At 58.0% G+C, this 21954-nt stretch carries 27 protein-coding genes; 3 read left to right on the top strand and 24 right to left on the bottom strand.

All coding sequences use genetic code 11. The annotated features are described in order from the left end of the window. Positions 1–21: 21 nt before the first annotated feature. The 5 genes from A4E19_00725 to A4E19_00705 all read right to left on the bottom strand — a co-directional run bounded on the left by A4E19_00725 (position 22) and on the right by A4E19_00705 (position 2283). The gene (locus tag A4E19_00725) at positions 22–687 is read right to left on the bottom strand and encodes a hypothetical protein (protein OQW36210.1); all 666 of its coding nucleotides are present in this window, start codon (positions 685–687) and stop codon (positions 22–24) included. A 13-nt stretch (positions 688–700) separates the two neighbouring features. Then, entirely contained in the window at positions 701–1234 is a 534-nt protein-coding gene (locus tag A4E19_00720; protein ID OQW36209.1) for a GCN5 family acetyltransferase, read from the bottom strand. Between the two features lie 290 nt (positions 1235–1524). Next, positions 1525–1758 (bottom strand): hypothetical protein, encoded by a 234-nt coding sequence (locus A4E19_00715; protein OQW36208.1) that lies wholly within the window; start codon positions 1756–1758, stop codon positions 1525–1527. Further along, positions 1749–2057, bottom strand: a complete 309-nt coding sequence (locus A4E19_00710; GenBank protein OQW36207.1) for an addiction module antidote protein, HigA family — start codon at positions 2055–2057, stop codon at positions 1749–1751. Before A4E19_00710 ends, A4E19_00715 begins: the two co-directional genes overlap by 10 nt. Before the next feature lie 13 nt (positions 2058–2070). Further along, positions 2071–2283, bottom strand: a complete 213-nt coding sequence (locus tag A4E19_00705) for a hypothetical protein (protein ID OQW36247.1) — start codon at positions 2281–2283, stop codon at positions 2071–2073. A gap of 394 nt (positions 2284–2677) precedes the next feature. Here A4E19_00705 and A4E19_00700 point away from each other — a divergent pair, with 394 nt between their 5' ends. Both A4E19_00700 and A4E19_00695 read left to right on the top strand, forming a co-directional pair. Then, complete coding sequence (locus tag A4E19_00700; protein ID OQW36206.1) at positions 2678–2977, top strand: hypothetical protein; 300 nt, start codon at positions 2678–2680, stop codon at positions 2975–2977. A 66-nt stretch (positions 2978–3043) separates the two neighbouring features. Then, the gene (locus A4E19_00695; protein OQW36205.1) at positions 3044–3376 is read left to right on the top strand and encodes a hypothetical protein; all 333 of its coding nucleotides are present in this window, start codon (positions 3044–3046) and stop codon (positions 3374–3376) included. A gap of 168 nt (positions 3377–3544) precedes the next feature. Here the strand turns inward: A4E19_00695 and A4E19_00690 are convergent, their stop codons facing one another. From A4E19_00690 to A4E19_00600, 19 genes are all read right to left on the bottom strand, one after another. Then, positions 3545–3841, bottom strand: a complete 297-nt coding sequence (locus A4E19_00690; GenBank protein OQW36204.1) for a hypothetical protein — start codon at positions 3839–3841, stop codon at positions 3545–3547. 84 nt (positions 3842–3925) lie between these two features. After that, positions 3926–4348, bottom strand: a complete 423-nt coding sequence (locus tag A4E19_00685; protein OQW36203.1) for a hypothetical protein — start codon at positions 4346–4348, stop codon at positions 3926–3928. Between the two features lie 32 nt (positions 4349–4380). Further along, a complete protein-coding gene (locus tag A4E19_00680) occupies positions 4381–5475 on the bottom strand; it encodes a hypothetical protein (GenBank protein OQW36202.1) in 1095 nt (364 codons plus the stop codon). A 15-nt stretch (positions 5476–5490) separates the two neighbouring features. Continuing rightward, the gene (locus A4E19_00675; GenBank protein OQW36201.1) at positions 5491–6603 is read right to left on the bottom strand and encodes a hypothetical protein; all 1113 of its coding nucleotides are present in this window, start codon (positions 6601–6603) and stop codon (positions 5491–5493) included. Positions 6604–6624: 21 nt separating this feature from the next. Then, positions 6625–8721 (bottom strand): hypothetical protein, encoded by a 2097-nt coding sequence (locus A4E19_00670; GenBank protein OQW36200.1) that lies wholly within the window; start codon positions 8719–8721, stop codon positions 6625–6627. Between the two features lie 7 nt (positions 8722–8728). After that, positions 8729–9799 carry a P-type DNA transfer ATPase VirB11 gene (locus A4E19_00665; GenBank protein OQW36246.1) on the bottom strand — a complete coding sequence of 357 codons (1071 nt, stop codon included), beginning with the start codon at positions 9797–9799 and terminating at the stop codon, positions 8729–8731. A gap of 22 nt (positions 9800–9821) precedes the next feature. Then, positions 9822–11192: a hypothetical protein gene (locus A4E19_00660; protein ID OQW36199.1), complete on the bottom strand. Its 1371-nt coding sequence runs from the start codon at positions 11190–11192 to the stop codon at positions 9822–9824. 79 nt (positions 11193–11271) lie between these two features. Further along, the gene (locus A4E19_00655) at positions 11272–12195 is read right to left on the bottom strand and encodes a hypothetical protein (GenBank protein OQW36198.1); all 924 of its coding nucleotides are present in this window, start codon (positions 12193–12195) and stop codon (positions 11272–11274) included. Continuing rightward, on the bottom strand, positions 12192–12950 hold the full coding sequence (locus A4E19_00650; GenBank protein ID OQW36245.1) for a hypothetical protein: 759 nt from the start codon (positions 12948–12950) through the stop codon (positions 12192–12194). The genes A4E19_00655 and A4E19_00650 overlap by 4 nt, the downstream gene beginning before the upstream one ends. A 17-nt stretch (positions 12951–12967) precedes the next feature. Further along, entirely contained in the window at positions 12968–13693 is a 726-nt protein-coding gene (locus A4E19_00645; protein ID OQW36197.1) for a hypothetical protein, read from the bottom strand. A 14-nt stretch (positions 13694–13707) separates the two neighbouring features. Beyond that, complete coding sequence (locus A4E19_00640) at positions 13708–14757, bottom strand: hypothetical protein (GenBank protein ID OQW36196.1); 1050 nt, start codon at positions 14755–14757, stop codon at positions 13708–13710. A gap of 24 nt (positions 14758–14781) precedes the next feature. Further along, positions 14782–15081, bottom strand: coding sequence for a hypothetical protein (locus tag A4E19_00635; protein OQW36195.1), 300 nt, complete (start codon positions 15079–15081; stop codon positions 14782–14784). Further along, positions 15078–17546: a type IV secretion system protein VirB4 gene (locus A4E19_00630; GenBank protein ID OQW36244.1), complete on the bottom strand. Its 2469-nt coding sequence runs from the start codon at positions 17544–17546 to the stop codon at positions 15078–15080. The genes A4E19_00635 and A4E19_00630 overlap by 4 nt, the downstream gene beginning before the upstream one ends. 28 nt (positions 17547–17574) lie before the next feature. Further along, positions 17575–17904, bottom strand: coding sequence for a hypothetical protein (locus A4E19_00625; GenBank protein OQW36194.1), 330 nt, complete (start codon positions 17902–17904; stop codon positions 17575–17577). Between the two features lie 9 nt (positions 17905–17913). Continuing rightward, positions 17914–18195, bottom strand: a complete 282-nt coding sequence (locus tag A4E19_00620; GenBank protein ID OQW36243.1) for a hypothetical protein — start codon at positions 18193–18195, stop codon at positions 17914–17916. Between the two features lie 126 nt (positions 18196–18321). After that, positions 18322–18837 (bottom strand): hypothetical protein, encoded by a 516-nt coding sequence (locus tag A4E19_00615; protein ID OQW36193.1) that lies wholly within the window; start codon positions 18835–18837, stop codon positions 18322–18324. Between the two features lie 329 nt (positions 18838–19166). Continuing rightward, positions 19167–19493 (bottom strand): hypothetical protein, encoded by a 327-nt coding sequence (locus A4E19_00610; protein OQW36192.1) that lies wholly within the window; start codon positions 19491–19493, stop codon positions 19167–19169. Positions 19494–20166: 673 nt separating this feature from the next. Then, positions 20167–20565, bottom strand: a complete 399-nt coding sequence (locus A4E19_00605; GenBank protein OQW36191.1) for a hypothetical protein — start codon at positions 20563–20565, stop codon at positions 20167–20169. A gap of 159 nt (positions 20566–20724) precedes the next feature. After that, positions 20725–21159, bottom strand: coding sequence for a hypothetical protein (locus A4E19_00600; protein ID OQW36190.1), 435 nt, complete (start codon positions 21157–21159; stop codon positions 20725–20727). Positions 21160–21435: 276 nt separating this feature from the next. Between A4E19_00600 and A4E19_00595 the strand changes: the two genes are divergently transcribed. Further along, positions 21436–21954 (top strand): hypothetical protein, encoded by a 519-nt coding sequence (locus tag A4E19_00595; protein OQW36189.1) that lies wholly within the window; start codon positions 21436–21438, stop codon positions 21952–21954.

Here is a 21954-nt window from a genome sequence, read left to right as displayed (position 1 = left end):
TTTTCATACCGTGCGACCAGTTTAACGGGATAAGGCATCACATAGAGTAAGATGATTTTGCACGGTGTTGCTCGCGTTCTCGCAAAAGATTCGTGGCATATTCTTGCCAGAAAATATCTGTGTCGCGTTACTGCATAGATGGTGAGCTACCACTACTCCTTCCTGAAGTGCATTTGTTGAGTCCGGAGATTCTGCCTTTGAAATTGAACTGATATTTCTGATTGAAAAATCGCTTCCCATTTTGGCGTTTGCTATTTCTGGCGACTGCAGTATGAGCTTTTTAAAGGCCAAGGAGTGTTTCTTTGTAAGAGATTGCGGATCGTAGTATACGTCGATTATTCCTGATGGGGAAATCTTCTCCAGGTGGCGCATTGCCGCGAATATGGCAGACAAAACGGTGGTCGACCAAATAGTGTTGTCCCGTGCTACCCGGCCAATATCACCAGAAAAATGATTCCGACGGGCGAGGTATTTAATGTCTGCATACGTGACCACCCCAAAAGCATCTACTTCACCAAGTAATTCTGAAAGCGTGCACAGATGTTCATAGGGATGGCTGCAACCAACTCTTGAACCGTGAGCATTCCAGTTATCTTCTTCGATAACTACTGAGCTCACAATAATCCGCTTATGGTTGCTTGCTGATTCGTATCGTTCATCTATAAATACGAAGAACTCTGGTTTCATGGGGTGATCCAGTTTATGTACTCGTAAAAAGGGAACCGATTGTCTTCATGGGCAGGAAGAGCTTCCCTGGCTTGTCCGGAAAATCTATAAACCCGAAATGCCGGTAGAAATCGATGGCTTTGTCGTCAATCGCGTCGACCACGACAGCCATAGCGGCAATCTGCGAGGACTGCATAAAGGCCCGCTGCAACGCATCCATGAGCAGGAACTCCCCTATTCCCTGCCCTCTGTAACGCTGATCGACGGCCAAACGTCCCAGTAGAGTGACTGGCACCATCGGATAGGGTGGGAGTTTTTTCACAATCTCGTCCGGCAAATCTTCGAGGTAAATGCCGGAAGCCGATAGCGTGTAATACCCGCCGATTATCTTGTGATCGCTCTCTCTGGTGAGAATAAAGGGTGCGGCGACCCTGCGCCGTGCATCCTGAGTGGCTTGTTGCTTTAGATAGTGATCAAGCGTTTCATGGCCACACGAAAAATCAGCACGGTTGTGATGTTTTCCTATTGGCTCAACGATCCACAGGGATAAGTTATTTTCAGCGGGCATTGACGCCGCGCTGCTGACGTTCTTTATAGCGCTGCGCCGCTTTTCTTAAGCGCGTAGTCGGCTCAGGCGAACTTAACAGCGCCGCCACGAATACTTTACGGTCACGGTCGCTCAGGACCATTGCATCATGATCGCGTAATGTTCGCGCTGCGTTTTCTTGAGCAGAGGCAACTACGAAATCCGTCAAAGAACGCCCGGTTAATTTGGCCGCTCTTAGAAAAATGGCTTTCTGTTGTTCTGTTATGCGTGCTTCCAATCTGGCTGTCCTACCAGAAGAAGACTCCACTGCATCATATGCTGTTGTCATTTCTCGCCCTCCCGCATCTAAGCGTACGGCTAATTGCCGTACATGTCAACTGCTTCTTTAGAGAAAATAAATGAACGGCTATCCTAACAAAATCTAAGTTATTGATTTCCTTTACGTCCCAGCCCTGCTCTTTCAGCTGGGCATCGATAAAGACACGTGCAAACGCCTCATTCTTAGCGCTCATGAATACGCTTTTAGAATCGTTGCTTACGCGCATATTCCATCCCCAACGAAGGTTCTCACCTTGATTTTCTTGGCTCGCTCTTGGACCTGAGCTGCATCATGCTGAAACTGCAATCGCATCCAACCTTCCGCCGTGCTGCCAAAGGCCTTCGCCAGTCGAATGGCCATGTCCCATGACAGATCGGCGTTCTCATTCACCAGATGGCTTAAGGCTGACCGCGATACACCCAAAACCTTCGCCCCCTCTGTCACCGTCAACCCATGCGGCTCCAGACAGTCCACTCGCACCAGAAAGCCAGGATGCGGCGGATTTTTCATTTTTAAAGCCTTCATATCCTCCTCCTTTTCAATGGTAGTCCACTAAATCCACGTCCAACGCATACCCTTCCTCAAATCGGAAGGTGATTCGCCAATTGGCTCTTACCGTCACGCTCCACTCCCCTTTCCGATCGCCTCTGAGCGAATGCAGTCGATAAGAATGGATGTTCATGTCAATCGCTTCCGCCTGATGAAGCCGTGCCAGAATAGCATCATTTCTACACTGTAGTGTGTAGCGCACCACTAGTCAACAGATTATCAGGCTAGGTTATCATTTGTACCAGCATATAGACCGTCCTCCTGCTATCTCCATCCCGTCACAGCTAACGCCGAAGCGCCGCGATCTTTAATATCTGCCGTCATAGGAACATGCCTTCTACAGCGTCATTTACGGATGCCTTCGGTGCCTGGCGTTTTACACATGCTCGATAGCCGATCTTCTCCCGCCCCACGCGTGCCGATTTGATGTTCGTTGCCAGTGTGTGTCCGGCCCCCGCCCCGGCTTTCCACCGGCGGGCTGCGTCGATCACGCCCGTGCGCCGCTCTCTCGACCGGCTTCTTTCCACGGTCATTCCTCCGCCTCTCGCCCTCCGGCCCGCCGGATAGCGGTGTCCTTCCCTGCTCCTTTTCCGTTGATGCGTGGCCTCCTCCTCCCGGTGAGAGGCCAACACATCAACTCACACAAAAGGAGCAAACACATGGCAACTCAATCAAACAAACCAGTCACCACGCTTCGCTGCGGCGTGATCAAGGCCACGATCTGGCGAAACGCCGGCGAGAAGGGCGAGTTCTATAACACGACCTTCGCGCGGTCCTACAAGGACGCCCACGGCGAGTGGAAGGATTCGGCGTCCTTCGGACTCACCGATCTTGAGGCCCTCGTGGTCCTCGTGACGCAGGCCAAGACCTGGATCGGCGAGCAGCCGGAGCAGTAACGAATCATCGGAAACCTCCGGCCTCCGCGCCGGAGGTTTCCTTCACCTGACGAAAGGATGAAGAGAATGAAGATGTATGAAGAGTTTGCGAAGTACCTCACGCAGCTGCTCGGTGGGGCCACCGTCGTTCGCATTACGGTGTCCGGCTACCTGTCGTTATCGGTAGAGGAAATCGGGATGAGTGAGAACGGAACACGGCTAGTGTCGCTCTGTCACTATCGCGAGCAGAATGGCGACCTGATGCGTGATCCCGACATGGTATTCCTACTGTATGATATGCCCGACGGCGAGGCGGCCGAGCCCATCTCATTCAGAAACGACTACCTAGGAATGGAAGTCTGCCAGTCCCATGGTGCTGGAGGCCGCACCCATGAGTTTCCTCATCCCAAACTGGACTAGCAGACTTGGCTCAGACCTGGTTTACCAATTTGCACGAGCAAGGATTCTTCGAGCCGACCGCGCGGCGCGACGTACTCGCTTAGCAGTCTTGCGGTTTGTCATCAGCCATGTCCCAGCTCGGGACATGGCTCTGTGCATGAGGGAAACGTTCTTGAGTCGTGCGGGCGTTCATGCGGAGTTGGCCACGCACTCCTCACCCATCCGTTCGCGCCGAATGCGCACGGTAGCGGAGGGCGCCAACGTTCGGAGATGGTCGTTTAACCGTCCCAGGTGCTTGAAGCATCGTGGGACGGCAGGGGATCGCTTGGATGTCAACCAGAACCACCGCGGTCGGATGTACTGAAATTCCACCTGTACATAAAACCCCTCGCTTGTTTCCGTGACGATAACATCCCCCACCGTCTGTTTCGACACGGCTATCTTGACCTCTCGCTCGGTCACGCAATCCTCGACACGTACGGTCATCGTTCTGGTTCCTTTCTCTTCTGTAGTGGATGGCCACGCTCAGCAGCACTCGTCATTCAATAGTCACAGCGCTCGTTGAGACGCCTACTGCGTCGGACACATCAGCAACAAGGCATTGCCCATGCCAAACATCTGCATCGCATGGTATTCGGCGAGGGCTTCGGCACATTCGCCGGGTGCCTCCCTGATCGCGCCGAGACAAAGGACGGCTTCACAGGCCGTGCGCGTCATGCCCGTCAAGAACGACGGGCTTGATGGTTTGGGTGCCCCGGCTGCGGCCTGAGGCGATACGAGTTGTGTGATCCCCTTGCCCGAGATGGCTGCGTCTAACGCTCGTGGATCAATGCCGGAGAGCTGAGACACCGCCCGTACCTGAGTCTGACTGGCCGTCAGTTCTGCCTGCAGTTGTGGGTCTTCTTGCATCTGTGCAGTGACTGTCTCGACGCTCAGCAGCAACAGTGCTGAGACGGCCAGGATGCCGCCTGCTCGCGTTTTCGTCATCACCATGCTCCTCCTTTACCTTCAAGTACTCTATTGGTTCACCGATCGTTGCGCTCGCGTTCCCGACGCTTCGTCGCCACTAGTACCGGATTTGGCTGTTGACGTGCAGCCGCTCGATCATAGACTGGCACGACCGGATCCTTGTCCGCGGTGCGGATGGTCTCGTTTCGTTCCCGCTCGCCCAACCGGTCGAGGTTCACCACGTCCCAGACATTCCGTGACACCGTCCGCGGAGTGGTCTCCGTCACCCGTCCCTGCTGATCGCGAACGGCGACCTGCACAACCACCGGTTCTTTCCGTTTCTGCACGAGCGCCACCCGATCCCCCGTCGTGATGTCGCTGTTTTCCAGCGCCCGCGCCAGGTCGGTGCCCCACACCTCTTTCACCCCCTGCCCCGTCTCAAGTTTCACGTAACAGCTCTTCTCCTTGTCGGGGTTGTGCTCGAAATGCGCGATCCCATGTTCTCGCACTTGTCCCACGATAATCCGATCCCCACGCAGTCGAGCTTTCGCTTCGGTCAGCACCGCGTCTCGCATCGCTGGACTATCACCCCGCTCCAGCAGAATGGCTTCCAACGTCTTCAGGGCCACCTGTTGCTTCTCCGTGAACGGGCGTTCACGCCGCTGGTGTGACGCCTGCTTCTCGATCACATTCTCGTGGGTCTGGCTTCCCTCTCGATTATCGGTGGACGGACGCGGCACGTCTTTGAGACGGTCCGCGAGCTTGGCTTCATCCAAGGCCCGCGGCTGGTAGCCCGCGACCTCGAATCCTGCGATCTTCGCTTGCAACCAGGCCTCGGCTTTGAAGGCTTCAGTGCCCTTTATGTAGAGACCGGACCATCCCTTTTCACTCGCCCGCAGCATCATGCCGTGGATCACATTCGGATCCTGCCACTCGGTGGTGAGGCGCGTGCCGCGATCCTCAAACGCGACTGTCTCTTCTCGATCGCGGTAGTAGTAGGTCGTTCCAGCGATGATGAACCGTTTTCGCAGGGCTGCTCCGACGTCGTTGTGTTGCCTGAGCGGTTCCGCTGCCCGCTGTGGCCTCCGCCGGCGCATCGCCTCCTGCTCCTCGGAGCTCGATGTTGACTCCCGTTCGGCAAACACCGCTGTTCCCGCCGTGATTTCGTTCATGGCCACACTCCTTTCCTACCCCTGTCGTGCATCCCAAGCGGGATAGACTCGCGCGGGGTCGCGCAGGATGAATTCAATTTCCACTCGTCGACTCTTCACTGGGATGGCTTGCCCCGCGGAGTCATGCACCACCACGGGAAACACTTTGAGGTCGATGTTCATCGCGGGCACGCCCAAGGCGACGAGGTAGGACCGCACGACTTCGGCGCGCATTCGGGTCACGTCTTCGACGGACTGGTCGCCTTCCGAGCCATCTGAATAGGAGCGGACCTCCACGAAGGGACTCTGGGCCGCCGCTTTCTTCAGATATTCCTGAGATGACCGACTCGGCGTAAACGCCGTCACGCCCTGGGTCGGTCTGGCTCGAAAAATCACCGCATGGTTCCGCACCTCCAACTTCTCCCGTGCGTTCACCCACGCCACCATCCGCGGTCGCGTATCATCGAGAATCTTTTCAGTCTCGGTACGGGATCGGTGCCCGGGCGCCTCATGCGCGATCAAGGGACCTGAGAGGGGCTTCACGCGAACGAGCTTGGTGCCTGTCTTGCTTCCCTCCCCACACGTTCCACTCTGGCTGATCCCGCTCAGTCGCTGAAAGGCGTCGTTCCACAGACGGGCAGAGCCCTCATCGCTCTGGGTGGTCGCGCCGACACAGGCGTCCGTGCGGCGTTCCGGCTTTGCCCGACGGGATTCCAAGTTGCGGCCGTTCATCTCAGACGGAGGTGCCGCGAGGTCATCAGGGACCGGCGGGTCCTGAGGGGTTGAGCGACTTGGACGCATCCTGCGGGATGGGATGCGTTCCGTCGCGTCATGAGAGTGGCCAGTTCGCATCCGATCGTAATCCTGTTGCTTCAGCTGGAGATAGGTCACGACCCCGCGCAGCTCCGACACCTGTTGATTGAGCAGGTCCAACTGCCGTTGCCACAGCGTGCGGCCCTGGCGCTCCTCCATCGTGCGGGTCACGTGCTCATGATAGTTCGCGATCGCCTCGTCGGAATTGATGGTGACGCGTCGCCACCCGGAGGGCACCACCGGCTTCGGCGCACAGCCCAGGTCCAGCTCCATCACAGCGAGCAACAACAGCGCTGCGACCATTCGTCTTGCCCAACGACCTCCGTCTCGCTTCATCCTGCCGCTCCTTCTTCGCCGTCACTCAACATCGAGCACCGATAGATCCACCGTTGTCGCCCTGTCCACATGCGTCTTCACCGGCTGCACCGCCGCACCGGTTGTTCGCGCTGCTCCGTCTTCTTCCCGCTCCTGTTCATCAGACTCGACGGCTGCTGAGCCGCTCGGCACGGGTTCTTTGGTGACCCATTCCAATTGATCGAAATACGCGTCCACGAACCGCTGCACGTATTCCGGGTCCGGTGGCTGGTCAGTCGTCACGGGCGGTATTAGCGCCAGATCGACGGCCAACTTCGCCACATCGATCGGTTCTCCAGCCTGTAGCGGCCTTCTCCGTTGTTCCACTCGAGCCCGATGCAGATCCACATCTAGGCGCGGCACCTCGACCGACAACTCTCCCAGGACGAGCGCAGCCTGTTCCAGCTCGGCGTGCGACGGGATGCGAGTGCCACTCGCAGCCAGAGAGGGGCTAACGCCACGAAGACGATTCAGAAAGGTTTCATCGTCATAGAACCGAGCCTTCCGACAGAGAATCGGCTTGCAGGCTCGGATCTGAATAATCGCTTGGTCCTCGCTCAGCTGGCGGAGCTCTTGCGGTAACAGCAGTGGCCGCGCCTGTTCGGATTCGTGGGTGCTCCGCGAGGCCTGCTGTCCCCTGCTGAAGCCACGGGGATGGCTGTGGCCTGTGGACCGTACTTTCGCTGTATAGGTGCCGAGCATTTTTGAATACTCCTCGGCATCCGCCTGTTCTTGCGGCGCAAACACGATCTGGCACCCGTGATTGGTCACGAGCGTGCGCGCGTCACGGTCCCCGTAGACGCCTTGCAGCTGCGACAGACTTTGGACAATCGGCATGAGCCGGAGGTTATAGCCAGCCAGGAACCCGACGCTTTTCGCTATGATGTCAACCCGGCCTAAGGCCGCGAACTCATCGAGGAGCAGCAAACAGGAATGTTGGAGCGATGGGTTTCGCGCTGGGAGCTCCTGGGTGTTTTTCTGGATCAACTGCGAAAAGAACAAATTGACGAGAAGAGATGCCTCGCTCAGCCGATTCGGCGGGATGCCGACATAGATGGACATCCGCTGGCGCCGGATGTCTTCGACCCGAATCTCGGTCGCGGAGGTGGCCGCATCCACGATGGGATTGCTGAATATGGTGAGCGGTGCCACGAAAGTGGCCAGGATGCTTGCCAAGGTATTCTCGGAGTTGTGGTAGAACCGCTGTAACGCCTCTCGACATTCTTGGCTCAAGGCCTGCTCGCCGGTGGCGCGTTGCGCGATGATCCCACTCAGATACTCTTTCATCGGGGCGCCGTTTCCAGAGGCTTGCCGCAGCAACTCGCCCAAGGTACAGGGCAACGTCGGGGTTTCGAGTAGATAGAGGGTGAGACCCAAGAACAGATTGCGCGCGGATTCACTCCAAAAGGCCTCCTTGACGTGCTCGGTTGGATACAACACCTGCGCAATGGCCTGAATGTCCCCGATGCGGGTCAGGGGCGAGCGACTCACGCCATCCAATGGATTCCACCGATGCGTTCGGAAGTCGTCGGCAAAGGGATTGAACAGGAACACCTTCTGTCCATGCATGGCCCGGAACCGGGAGGTGTAGGCGAAGTTTTCCATCTTGACGTCGAGCACGACTACCGAACCCTGGAAGTTCAGGAGATTCGGAATGACGAGGCTTACGCCTTTGCCGGAGCGGGTCGGCGCGGCCACCAAGACGAATTCCTGACCGGGATAGAGCAGGAACCGCCGTCCATCTTTGCCGACGACGATCCCGTTCGTACCATATAGCCCGGCGTCGCGGATCTCGGACCGCGACGCAAACCGCGCATCCCCATGCAATGACGGGCGTCTCGTGCGCTGCGCCAGCAGAAGAAGTCCCGGGCCGATAATCATTAGGCCCAACCCGACCACGGCTCCAAACTGTAAGCGCCGCCGTTGCACCGGGTCGTTCCGGTACGCGTCCCAGGCATCCAGCCAGGTCCAGAGGGAGAGATTCACCGGCATCGTCTTATTCGCCACATAAAACAGCGCACCCGCGAGATAGTCGGCGACGAGCAATCCGAGGGGGATGTAGAGCAGTAGAACCGCGAGCACCGGCCTTTTCTTGCTCATTCCCTCCTCACGCACGCACCAGTGTGGCTTTGCCAAACCGCGCCACGAGTTTCGCAATCGGATCGTAGTGGACTTCCGACACGAACCATTCCTTCCGAGGCGGTAGGCCGTCGATACCCGGCACGATCGCCGCGACGACATGGATGATGACGTCGATCGTGAGGGCGACGAGCCGTTTCAAGGTCGGCGAGTCGTACATCGCCGCCTGGTCATGCTCTTTGCACATGAACACGTAGCGTTCCGCCGCCAAGGCGCAGGACTCGGCGTGATAGGAGGTAATCGACCCGCTGTGCCCGGTCGTGAGCAGCTTGAGAAAATCAAACGCTTCACTCCCGCGTAACTCCGCCAGCAGCACCCGATCCGGTTTCATCCGCATAGTTGCAGCGATCAGGGCGGACGGCGTGACAAAACCCACGCCTTGCCCACCCTTCGAATACAGCAGATGTACGCGATTGGGATGGTTCGGGAGCACGAGTTCGCGGACATCCTCGATCGTGACGAGGCGTTCACGCGTAGGGATACACTGGCAGATCGTCTTCATCAGCGTGGTCTTGCCCGAGCCGGTATCGCCGACCACGGCGAGATTCTTCTTGAGGGCGACGGCCCGTCGGATGAATTGGGCCAGCTGCTTCTGCACTAACAGTCCCACTAACTCTTGGTCCTTGTGATCCAGATCCCTGCCACGGCTCTCGAGATCTTCCGGCCGCGCCCAACAGAAGCGCGTGAAGGCACCCTCCCGTTCGTACTGCTCGAAGGTGCGAATCGTGTCGCTGGGTCTCCGAATCGAGAAGGAAATCCTGCCGATCTCACAGACGGGCGGGACCAGGATCTGCACACGTTCGCCATCCGGCAGCGTGGCGGAGAGGATGGGCTTCTCCGGGCCGATATCTTGGTCCGTATAGGTGGCGACTGCGCGGGCCAGCGCGTGGAGGCGACTCCACGTGAGGCTCGGTTCGTCGTGCTTGGTCCAGACTGCGCCCACTTCGCAGAAGACCTCCGTCGGGCGGTTGATGACGATCTCGGTGGTGCCCGGTTCGGACAGATAGTGGAGCAGCGGACGCAACAGCTCCCGCACCATCGTATCGCGCTGCACCACTTCGTTAATCAGCATGGAGGGCATAGACTCCACTGAAATCCAGATCCCGCGCCACGAAGATCATCGCCCGATCCCCTTGATTCTTATAGAGCGTCGGTTTGATGTTGATCGTGGATTCGAGGATGCGTTCGGCCATGCGATTGCCGGTCGCGGCGGAATTCTGGTAAATCCCGAGTTGCTGCGCCCCGCTTCCACCAGCTTGGGTCGCCGTGGCGAACCCGATCGCATCCTGTACGATGGAGAGCATGAAGGCGGCGCCCAGCCGCTCGAACCAGTGGCGATCGATGTACCCCGGCAAGCCGGCCGCCCCAAGCTCATCCGCGGTCGGAGCATTCACCTCCACCACCACGCCGGTGGGTGTTTTCACGCGATTCCACAGGACGAAGAGACGTTGTTGCCCCTGCGCCATGGTCGCCGCATATTCGCCGACCGCTTCGGACCCGCGCTCCAAGAGCACGACCCGCCCATTGTCGCTGTAGACATCGCTGTTGAGCGTGCAGGTCGCGAGTCCCGGGATACCACTGATCACCCGCACGGCGAGCGAACAATCGATAGTGCGGCCCTTCGGCAAGATCAAACTCCGATCGCCCAACATCGTGGCCTGCGCTTTCGGTGTAGCCGAAGGCGTGAGCTGACTGCCCAACGATTCTCCTTGCACGTTACTGGCCGTGGCCGTACGCGCGAACGTGTTCCCCATCGCACCTGGCCGCACTCCATAGGATGTTCCGTTGTCTGACCCAACGTTCCCGCTCGATCCAGGCACACTCGAATCAGCCGATCCGGTCGTATGGCTATCAGGAGGACCGCTCGCTGGAGATCCCTCACCCGCACCGATAGCAGGAGGTCCCATCGGTCCGTCATTCATGCGATGGTTCACGAGCTGGCGGAGCATCGCGAGCGCTTCGTTCTGTGGAGTCAGTTCATCATGCTGAGTCTTGGGTCCGGTGGGGCTCGCCGCCGAGGTCAAGATGAGATCGCCACCGAAGCGGCTCATCGGTGCTGTCCCATTCGCCGAACCATTCGATGAGGCTGCCGGCACTCCCGACAGGGGAATCGGTCTCGCGTCCTCTCCAGGCAGCGGTTCGAGTTCCGGGACCACCGGGCGCCCACGACCACGCGATCCCTTCATGTCCACGTCCGCGTGAAGGGCCAGGGCATCGGTGTCGAACGTCCGCCGTTGCGCGACTTGCGCGGGCTTGTTCACCGTCTTGTCGCTCTGCTCGTCTTTGGCCTGTGCCGCTTGCTTGTGTGCCTGCCACTGTTTCACACCCATCATCGACCCAATGATGAGCACACAGGCGACCACCACCGCCACCACGACTTTGACCACCTGGTTGCTGCCGGGACCGGTTTCGTTCACCGACACGATGTCCATCGCTGGGGCCGCGGCTTGCTGGGACCGGTCGCTCGATCCGTCAGGCTGACTCGTTGATTGATTTGGTGCCGCCATCGTCCTATCGCACGACCCGCCGTAGACCGGAGACGGTCACGCCATCTTTCGACGCCACGCCGGTTTCATCGAAGGCCTCATTCCAGATGCCCACGACCGCCGCGCCGAGGCGCAACACGAAGCGGCGACCGGTCCGTTGCAAGACCGCAAGATCATCCTGCATATGAAAATTGATGCGGGTTTCCTCGCCGCGTGGCGAAATATAAAAGATCGAGGGTATTTCATGATTCGGTGGGAACCGGAAATAGGTGAACCGGCCGTCGTCGAACACGAGGGACGGGGCAATCTCTTCCCCGCCGGAGAGCACTTCCATGGAATAACGCACATTGCGGAGTTCCGGCAGGGCCTCGGCCAGTCGCTCTTGGATCATCTCCTGTTCGATCGTGTCCAACGTGCGCCGATCCGTGCGGGTCGCCAATCCCACGATGGTGTCCACATTGACCTGATCCATGCGGGCATGGCGGAAGATGACGCGGTACATCGGTTCTCGTTCCAATCCCTTGCCTGCCGGGGGCTTTCGCCAGCGTCCGAGCCGATTGTCCGGCAGTACTTTGAGCTCAAAACTGTAGTCTCGTTTGTCCGTCCGAATCTCCACATTATTATGGGTCGCCCGATCCTTGGGTTTGATCCACACTTGATTCGTGCCGACCTCCGCCCGGATACACCACTCCCCTTCGGCTTTGGTGCAGTCGCCGATGAATCCGGCCGCGGCGACCACGATCTTTTCATCTTCGCCCAACACCACCCGCGTCACGGCCCCGCGCCGGACATGCAGCGTGACGACTTGATCGGGGTTGTAATTGATGTAGCGCACCCGTTCATCGAAGGCGCCTGGGAGGGGAATCTCTGCTGCCCAGCCGGATGCCGAGGCCAGCACCGCGACCAGGAACAGCACGACCCACACAGTCATCGGCTGCTCGTGCGTCATGGGGTTCCCTCTGGTGAGCCGGTGGTCGGTGTCGCAGTGGCTGTGGAAAGTTCTTGATCGACCCGCCAGGCCGTCACTTTGTAGCCCAGAGGATTCAGCAGAAGCTCTTGTTCCTTGCCTTTCATGGAAGGCTGATACTCGTAGCTCAAGGTCGCGACGTAGAATTGCGGCGGGTCCGGCATTTCGGCCTCGAGCCGCTTGGACGATTTTTCAAACCGCACCGTAGCCTTGGAGCCGTGTTCGTCGTGGGCAAGGGTAATGCTCAGCACTTTCACCCGCATGTCGATGGTCGACCCGAGCTTCCGGTCTCGGGCATTCGGGCCGTCATAGAGCTTGGCATACTCGCGGCCCACCACATCGTTGCTCATCATCAAGACCGTGTCGTAATCGAGCTGCAGGAGTTTCCAATAATAGGACTCCCGCGCGATGACATACTTGTGCGCCCAATGTTTATCCAGAATGGTGCGATAGTCCTGCACCAGGCGCTCGTCGCCGATGCTCATCAACTCGACATTCCCGGTGGCTTTGTCCACGGCGTAGACGTACGGCACCGTCTGCTTAAGGGGTGCTAGCGCCGAAAGTCCCACCACGGCACAAAGAGCGACGAGGCAGGCTCCCCCCGCGACCCACCAGGCCCGCCGCTCCGATTGCGCGGCCCGGATACTCTCGCTTCGTTCCCAGCTCACTCCATCGGCAAAATACTGGGCTTGGTCACCCGCGCGCACGACGGTGTGATCGGCTGCCTCAGGGATCATGCGGTGGTCGCTTCGTCCTAGGGCGTCCATGGCGGCATCGTAGCGAACGAACTGGGCCGTTCGGGTGAGGTCATATTTAGGATGTACTCCATGTGCTCTTGTCTCGCCGCCTCCTTGTTTTCCTCGGCCATCATCTTGAGCGTCAGCAATTGATTGGTCTGATTGGCCACGGCTGCTTGTTCTGTGCCGATCCGCGCAATGAGATCCAGACTGGCCTTCTCATCATCAGAACTGTTGATCGCAGTGGTGAGGTCGCGGATCTGCTGGGAGCGCCGCAGCAACACCTGATAGGCGCCATCGATGTTGGCGAGGTTCTGCGGCGATTGATTGAGAATGTTGTGACAAATTCTCAGAGCCTCGCCGGTCTTGTTCGCGCAGTTGTACAGCATGCGATTGTTCCGTAAGACTCGTGCGGCCTGGGACAACCCATTGATGCCACCCATCCGGATCGCTTCGTACACCAGGCTGGCGTCGTACGGCACAATGCCCATCAGTCCGAGGTTCTGGAGCAAGCTCCCCATATTGCGAGAGCCGGTGATGGCTTTCAGTTGTTGCTGCTGACGCTGTAACTGCCAGCTCATGTCCTGAATCTGCTGCATCCACGCCAGGACCTGTAAGACGGATTGCGCCAGGTTCGCCACATCCACCACGGGGATGCCCGAGGCACGAGCTGGCAGACTCCCTCCGAGCACGATGGTCGCAGCCAGGATTGTCGCCAGCACGCTGTGTTTCCATTTCCCCATGGCCTCCTCCTTTGTCAGCCGTTTCGCAGTCGTTCGATGAGTCCGCGTTGGTACATCGGTGGTGGCGTAGATCCCGGAGCGGGGAGCGCGGTCATCGCATGCTTTGCGCCTTGCGACATGTGATTGGCGGTCGGAAAGAAGCGCGACCAGCTAGCCGCGAGGCTTCGAGCCATGTCAGCGCCGAGGACCGTGCTTCCCCACAAGGCCTTGCCCATGCCTCCGGCCATCGGTCGTCCGACCTCGTTCCCAAGATTGCCGATGGCAAGACCGCCAGCCAGTCCGGAGGCCACCGACTGAGCGTGCATCAAGATGTAGGCACAACTGGCGGACACTAAGAGGACACCAATAGAGTCGGAGACTGGATTTGGCCCTCCATAATTCGTTAAGGCATGCTGACAGGCCACACGTGTAATAGACGTGAGGACTGTAATGCTCGCTACGAGCATCACATTGGTGAATACGGCTCCAAATGCTGTCATGAGCCAATTTTCCGCATATCGCTGAGTCGTCGGGAATAAGGCACAGAACAGAAAGACTGGGCCGATTGCGAAAAGCACAGAGAGAATGATCTTCGCGATGAGCGCCAAACAGAGGGACACGATTGCCATGAGCGATCCGGCAACCGAATAGAAGAATCCGGCGAATAAGAGATTAAATGCCGGCCACAAGAGGCCCGTCATGGCGGTACTCCATAAGGTATTGGCCATGGCAATAAATGGATCCAGCATGCCATCAACAGCGCTACCGACCGTCGGTCCTGCTCCCAGGGCAGTTCCGAAGGCTCCTTGAATGCCTTCCAAGCCATCTTGGACGATGGACCGGTAGACCGGGCCGTTCAACGCGATTCCCGAAATGATGGCGTACCGCAACCAGCGTCGGAACACGGCTCCCAAGGAATCCTCGACGAGCCCACTCATGACTTGATAACCAGTCCAAAAAACATAGATGCCCAACACGGTCAGGACAACCGGTGTAAACACCGCAATGACGGCGTCGCTATACGTGACGACGTACGTGGCCATCGCCGCATTGACGGAATTTTCCAACCAAGTGGCTACACCCATACACTAATGCCCCTGATAATCACGTCACTTTTTGAACTCTTCTGCGGTCATAGGCTTCATGGTGTCGAATGAGGATCGGGTGGAAGTCGCCGTGACTTCTTTCCACGCTTGCTCCGCATTGACACAATTCGGCGTGAGAGCCAGCTGGCCAGGATTGTTGTGACATTTCGCCAACATGCTTTTCCGTTCGGCTTCGTGCGTTTTGTACCACTGCACATCCTGAACGGGATCCAATGCTTCCTTCGTGCAACCAGGCAGACTCAGTCCCATGAGGATGACAAACAGGCTTCTCTGTACGGACACCATAGATCGAATGGACTTCACCGGGTCACCTCCCCCTGAACGGTGCCGATCAACCCTTTGCGTTCCGCGATATGCGCGTGGAAAATCGGCAGCCAGGCCGCCGGATCATCGCCTACGTCCTCTCGAATGCGGTCTAACAACGCGACGTTTTCGGTGGTGCCTGAAATAACATTCAGCAGGTCGCTCATGCCGCCCAGGTCAAACGACACAATCGCGGATTGATGCCCCTGTTTGACGAGAAACTTCCGGCTCGCTTCGCCCAGATTCCGAATGATCCGAAACTCCGACTCAGTGACCTTGAAGCCCTGAACATAATCATCGTGATCGGCGCGCGGGTTCGGGAGATAGATCTGCGTCACGCACTGTTCCACAATCGTCTTGGAGATCTCATGGCCCACGACATCGGAGGGAGATTGGGTGACAAACACACCGAGGCCCGATTGCTTCCGGATCGTTTTGAGCTTGTTCAGCGAAAACTCGGTGAACATGGGATCACGCAGCGGTTTCCAGAATTCCTCCATGAAGAAGATGAAGGGATCGCCGGTAATCAATTGTTCGGTCAGATGCAGGAGGTAGGCGATGATGGGGGTGCGGAGGTCGGCATCGTCGAGAAATTCCGTGTAGTCATAGCCAAAGAGGACATGGTGCCTGAACTCGTGCGTGTCGAATGGATTGTCGAACACCCAGCCCAACGGCTGACCCCACGTCCATTTCATCACGCGCGCCTTCAGACTGTTTTCCCCCGTCGCCGGCAGATTCTGGGAGACCGTCGTGAGCCCCCGGACATCAGGGCGCACCGTCGGACTCATCACCGTCCGCACCGCATGGCTCAGATCGGTCCATTCTTTGGCGGAAAGGCGCGGCTCCGGGTCGCCCGGATGTTTCACCAGCTGAGCCACGAGCCGTTCACAAAATTGGATATTGCCTTCGGTGATCGCCGCCTGGAAAGGATTGAACCCGGTCGGTTCGCCACGTCGGAGCGCGATGTACTTGCCTCCCATCGCCCGGATGCCGATTTCCGCGCCGCGGTCCTTATCGAACATGATGGCGCGACACTTCGCATACTTCATGGCCTGTGCCAGGAGAAACAGTTCCAACGCGGTCTTGCCGGATCCGGTGGCGCCACAGATGAAGGTATTGCCCGGATACTTTTCGTCCCGCGAATCGAGGTCCGTCGGGGACGAATGGAAGTTGAAGTAGTAGGGTTGGCCGCTGGGCGTCTGAAAGAGTGCCAAGGCCTCGCCCCAAGGATTGCCCTTGGGCTTGCCGCGCGCGAAATTGTGAAACGGACTAAGACAGACGAAGTTGCGTGTCGTGAGGGTGGCTTCCCGCGGCCGCACCCACCAATTCCCGGGCAGTTGGGCAAACCAGGCGCATTCCGGAATGACATCCACCACGGCCATCTTGAAGCCCGGTCCGTCCTGAAAGGTCGCCCGCGCCAGGGCGCGGGCCTTCGTGACCGCCTCCAGCGACGAGCCAAAGAGCGCGATCGAATAGTGGTACTCGCCCAAGTCGATCAGACCCGATTGCAGATCCTCCGCCGCCTGACTGAATTGTTCGATCTCGCGGGCCGCCGCATCCTCACCGGCGATCAAGTGATTGCGCTGCCGCTCCAGATACTTCAACCCATCGCGCTTTCCCAAAAAGGAGAACGACTGCGTCTCGATATATTCACTGTCGCCGTAGAGCATGCCGTTCGTCATGCCGGGTTCCGAGAAGCCTGGGTACTCCTGAATATCGAGCAGACCGGCAAATTTTCTGGTGCCGTTCGGATGCCAGATCTCCACCATGCCGGTTCGATCCGAGAAATGAAGACGAGACGACAGGAGATAGGTGTTCAAGGGGCAGCGGCGTAACGGAATGGATTCCCAGACGCCATTGACCAGATAGGCGAGGAAACTCAGATGCTGCGAGTACACGACACCATGGCGCTCGACGGTGCCCAACCGTTCCGGCTCATACCGACGGAGGCTCGCTTCCAATTGCTCCGCAACATCCTCAAAGGCCGCGAGCCCTTCCTGCTCCTGCCGTTGCAACTCCGCGAGCTGCTTCGTGCCGACGCGGCCAAAGAGATTCACGCCTTTCTGTTGAGGAGGCCGGTAGAGAATGGAGAGATATAACTCGGTCGCCATCTGCCGATGCGTCTCGAAGCTGGCATAGTACCGCTCCGATAATTCGCGACAGAACGGATTGGCGGCCACGCCCTGGAGCCGTTCATGCACCACTCGGCGAATCTTATGGGTCCAGACCGCAAACGACCCGCCGCCCAGGGCGCGAAGAAAATTGTGCAGCGCTTCCTTTCGTGCGAGGATGTCGCCTTCATCCACCGTTTCAAACGGAATCCCATCGAGCCGCCAGGTGCCCAATAGCCCTGCGCCACCGGACAGCTTCACGACATGGTCGGTGAGGATGGTGCCGTAGGGGATGGAGGAGCTGCCCGCGACATGGCCGGTGGCGGCTTTCGTGACGAACGACGGCAGCTGAATCACCGCATCCTCGCGCTGGTCTGCTGGCTCATCCCCGTCTCACCTTGTAGTGCAAGGGACCATAGGAGATGGCGCCCCACAGCGACCGACTCGTGCGGTGCCGGAGTCGCATCCGCGCTTGCAGCAGCACTTGGCGCAGTCGTTGATCGTCGCGCTTCGTCATGGCTCGCATGCTGACGATCATGGCGGTCGTGCTGAGGGCGATGACGACCACGAGATAGCCACTGATGAAATAGAAGCTCCACATCCCGGCCAGGAACGCCGCGATCATGACCAGCACCATGGGCACGAGCGGCACACCGGCTAGCATCGCCGGGCGGGTACAGCCTTTGAAGATGGGATCACGATAGCCGTCCATCGCGCTGCCTTACGCGGACATCAGAAACGAGGCGATGCCCGCCGCCCCACCCGCCAAGATCGCCCCGTACACGATGTTGGCCACATCCGCCCATCGCGCGCCATCGAAGGCCATCTTGTAGCCAACCCACAGCAGCGCGATGGTGAACAGGCTCACACCGACACTGACTAACGCCGTTTGGATGGACGATGCCACGGAATTGAGCTTGCTGATCTGCGCATAGGCCGGGCTCGCCACCAGCAGCACCCCGATGGTGACTAGGAGAGACGCGACGGTGACCACGCCGCGCAGGGTTTCTTCGGCTCGTTGTGGTCGTCCTCCGGACTTTTCCGAACCTTCTCGATGGTTGAGCATGACAGTCTCCTTCTTGAGAGATACGAACACTACCCTCTGTCTGACAATACCTATAGTTTGTCTTTACCGTATGAACTCGCCACGATTGCCTCTTCCACCCTCCTTTCTGTCTACCGGTAGGATCGGCACAGCGGACACCACCTTCTGCACATACCCCAGACGATAGCCGGTTATATAACTCCCCGAGTAGTAGCAACTCAGGGCGTCCCGGATGGCGCGCTGCTGCTCGGCTTTGGTCATGCGTCCGGATTTCGTCGCCTCATAACAGGCTTTCAGAATGGCCGCTCCGGCTTTCAGGTTTGTGCAGGGCTCAAACGCCGACTGCGCGGTCAATCCGAAGCGACGAAAGTTGTGTTTATTGACCTGCGCGAGACCCACGGAATAGTTCCATCCATCTCGTTCCAGCTGCTGCACGGTGACCACTGCCTCGCGCTTCGACCGAGGCTGCCGTTCCAGGTGGCCACCCACGACGCCAATGGCGTACGGGTTTCCGGCGGATTCCACGGCCACGATCTTCATCATGGTCCGCTCATGCACTTCGACCGCGCACCGTTGAACCTCTGCGGCGAGATCTAACATCGTGTGTCATCCTTCCTGTCACCGCACACGGGTGTCTTCACCGACGCTCCTCATCGATTGCCATGAACGCGCTCGAATCTACTTGCACGGCTGGTGGTTTTGCCTTGTACCGAGTCACCTTCCTGCTGTCAACTCATAAATGTAGTAAGGGATCCTCCCGTGTCGCGTCGCAAGCCATTGAATTTTGCGCATCACCGCGCGATGTACAAATATGTAAGTTTGTCGAACGGAAAATACTTCTCCCGTTCTATGCCAGAACGGGAACTCGCGACGGGTCAGGAACTCGCAAGGTGTGGGTGGCGGTGAGGGAACGGACGCAATGGATGGGGCTACTTGCGGAGAAGGCCGTTGAACTCGACCACGACGGTGGGCGCCTTGGACAGCCGATGCGCATACTGTGTGGCCACATCGAGTCGGACGAAGGTTCTCGGACGGTCCGTCGCTCTGGCGGTCGCGACATACCAGTCATGCGGATGGGTTTTCAGACGGAGGCTCACGTGATACCGCTTGGGACCCAGCACCCAAACGGTCGTTCGTATCACTGGGGTCATCTTTGCGAGATGGCTCAGAAAGGCGTGTCCGGCACACAAGATGGTCTGCTTCTCTCTGACCCGCTCCGTGATCCGCCGACTCCGCTCGGATCCCACGCTCAACATGGCACTTGGTCCTCGCTGTCACTGTTTGGACTGGTCATCGCGTCGTTGTTCCCGGCGTTATAATCCTCTTGGCCCGAAAGCGCCATAGGTCCGTATGACCCCTTCCGTTGCAGATACTACGGTATGATAAGTAATAAGGTCCTCATCGGGCATACAGCCCACCTCACCAGGATAATACGTGAGGATACGTATTGCTAGATGCGCTGAAGCACCAGGCTCTTTTTTTTCGAACCACTGAGCCCCACCGAGGCACGCTTTCCCAGTTCCCTCCTTCCTTTCCACTCTCGACACGAGAGATGACGACAGGCGTCCTTCCGAGAACATCAAAGATTAATCGGAACTGAGAACGTGAATCGGGTGCAGATGCCTAAAAAGTAGGCAATGTGTAGAACAAGCCATGATTAGCGCTGACTCGTGCACACCGCTCGACTTGTTCACAAGGTTATCCCCAAAAGATGGGGACGACGGGGTGAAGCTGCACGGCTCGGACCTTGCTTCTGTTCCGCCCCAAGCCTTGCGCGCATCTGTGATCAATTGTGCGTTTGATAGTTCTCAGCGCTGGATGAGCGGAGTTCGGATCAGCTGGCTGAAGCTCAGAGATCGAACCCTACTCCACCCCAAGATTCATCAAGCCACATCGAATATCGCTAGGTGGGTAATCGGTCCGTTGGCATTAATAGGCGGGACTGAGGATGTGAATGTTCATGGCCTGGATTCGGACTTGACGTGGCGGGTTCGTACTCATCACCTCCACAATGCCAGTCACTCGCACCCGATCACCGTCCTGCGGTAACTCGTCATATGCGTTCGGATTGCAATTCCCTAAGATCTCAACGGGTAGGATGCCCGTTTCATCGTCAATCATGAAGGCAGCTCGACCATACAACACTCGACACCGAGTGTTTGCGGTGGGTGGAAGGGCAATCATCGCGCTGACGACCCCTTCAACTGTCACGAGATGTCGCTGGAAGCTCGTCGCATTCCATGAAAGGAGCGTCTCGATCGTAATCTGCTCTGAGGCTCCAGCACTGGAGCCCATTGCCAGGACTGCAACGACAAGCAGGCTGACCATAACCCTCAAGGAGAAGTGCTTGATGCTGGGAGACCGACGCATGGCCGGAGTCTACGCCGTGTGACCAAGCATCGCGCTTCCCCGAAGGCGCTAGGACCCCCTACCGCGTCTAAGCTGTGGAAATGGTGAGGACTATGTTCTAAGTAGAAAGGGTAATGTCTATGGCGTATCCAGAATCTGAATCGTTGCAGCTTGAACGATCACGTGACGCGGGTGGTCACTCTTTAGGACATGCACGGTTCCGGTGAGGCGTACTGTTTCTCCTTCCTTCGGCAACACATCTAGTGCATTGGGACTACACGATCCCAAGACCTCCACCGGTAATGATCCTGTCTCATCGTCCAGGGTGAACGTCGCTCGGCCATACACCAGTAGGCATGGTTGTTTGCTGGGTCTCGGTGGGGCTGCCGGGATAATCTCGATGTTGTTCGCGACACCGTGCATGGTCACCATATGTCGTTGATAGGATGATGCTTGGGGCGAAAGCAATGTCTGAATGGACACGTGTTCCGGTTCACGGGCATCAGCCATGGTTGGAGAGAAGAGTAGACTGACGATAAGAAACCCCCGAGTCATCCAGGGATGAACCGGCATGAGCTCGCCTCCGGTCTTAAGTCTACCTGACGCTTCTCTTCCCTGCGGGAGGACAAGCTCCAATCTAAGACTTTTCCTGCTTACCCCCTCAAACACCCACATCATTTAGGAGGAGAACGCACACTTCGGTGATACATTTGGGAGCGAAGTCCATGTCTCATCATTCCGACACCGACAAACAACCGGGAAACGCTGATATGGACGCAGGCTGCTAGTTGACAGCTTCCCATTAGCCATGTAACATTTTGTTACATGCAGCCTCATGAGCTTAAACAGGTGCGGACGACCCTCGGGTTCACTCAAGACGCCCTCGCCCACCAGCTCCAGCTGACACGGCAGACCATCAATCGGTACGAGCAGAAGATCGTGCCGATCCCCACCACCGTTGAACTAGCCCTGATGCAGCTCAGCTCTTCCCAGATCCCGCTCGCCGGGGTCGTTGCGGCGGGGGCGCCCCTTGAACCGATTCCTCAGATGGAACGGGTCGAGGTCCCTAAAAGTATGGTCGGTCGCGGCGAGACCTTTGCGCTTCGGGTGAAAGGCACGTCCATGCGGGACGACGGCATCTTTCCCGACGATGTGGTCGTGGTGCAGAAACAAGCCACTGCCCGCAATGGGCAGACGGTCATCGCTCTGGTGAATGGCGAGGCGACAATCAAAACCTACCAGCGAAAAGCCGGAACCGTCGAACTCCATCCGGCCAATGAGACCATGCAGCCCATTGTCGTCCAGCCCACCGACGCGTTCCAAATTGAAGGGATCGTCGTCGGGGTCATCCGTCACCTCAGGAAGTGA

It is taken from the genome of Nitrospira sp. SG-bin1 (genome assembly GCA_002083365.1).
Lineage (GTDB): Bacteria > Nitrospirota > Nitrospiria > Nitrospirales > Nitrospiraceae > Nitrospira_D.
The sequence above is the reverse complement of the archived record's forward strand: the minus strand, read 5'-3'. Positions and strand labels throughout refer to the sequence as shown.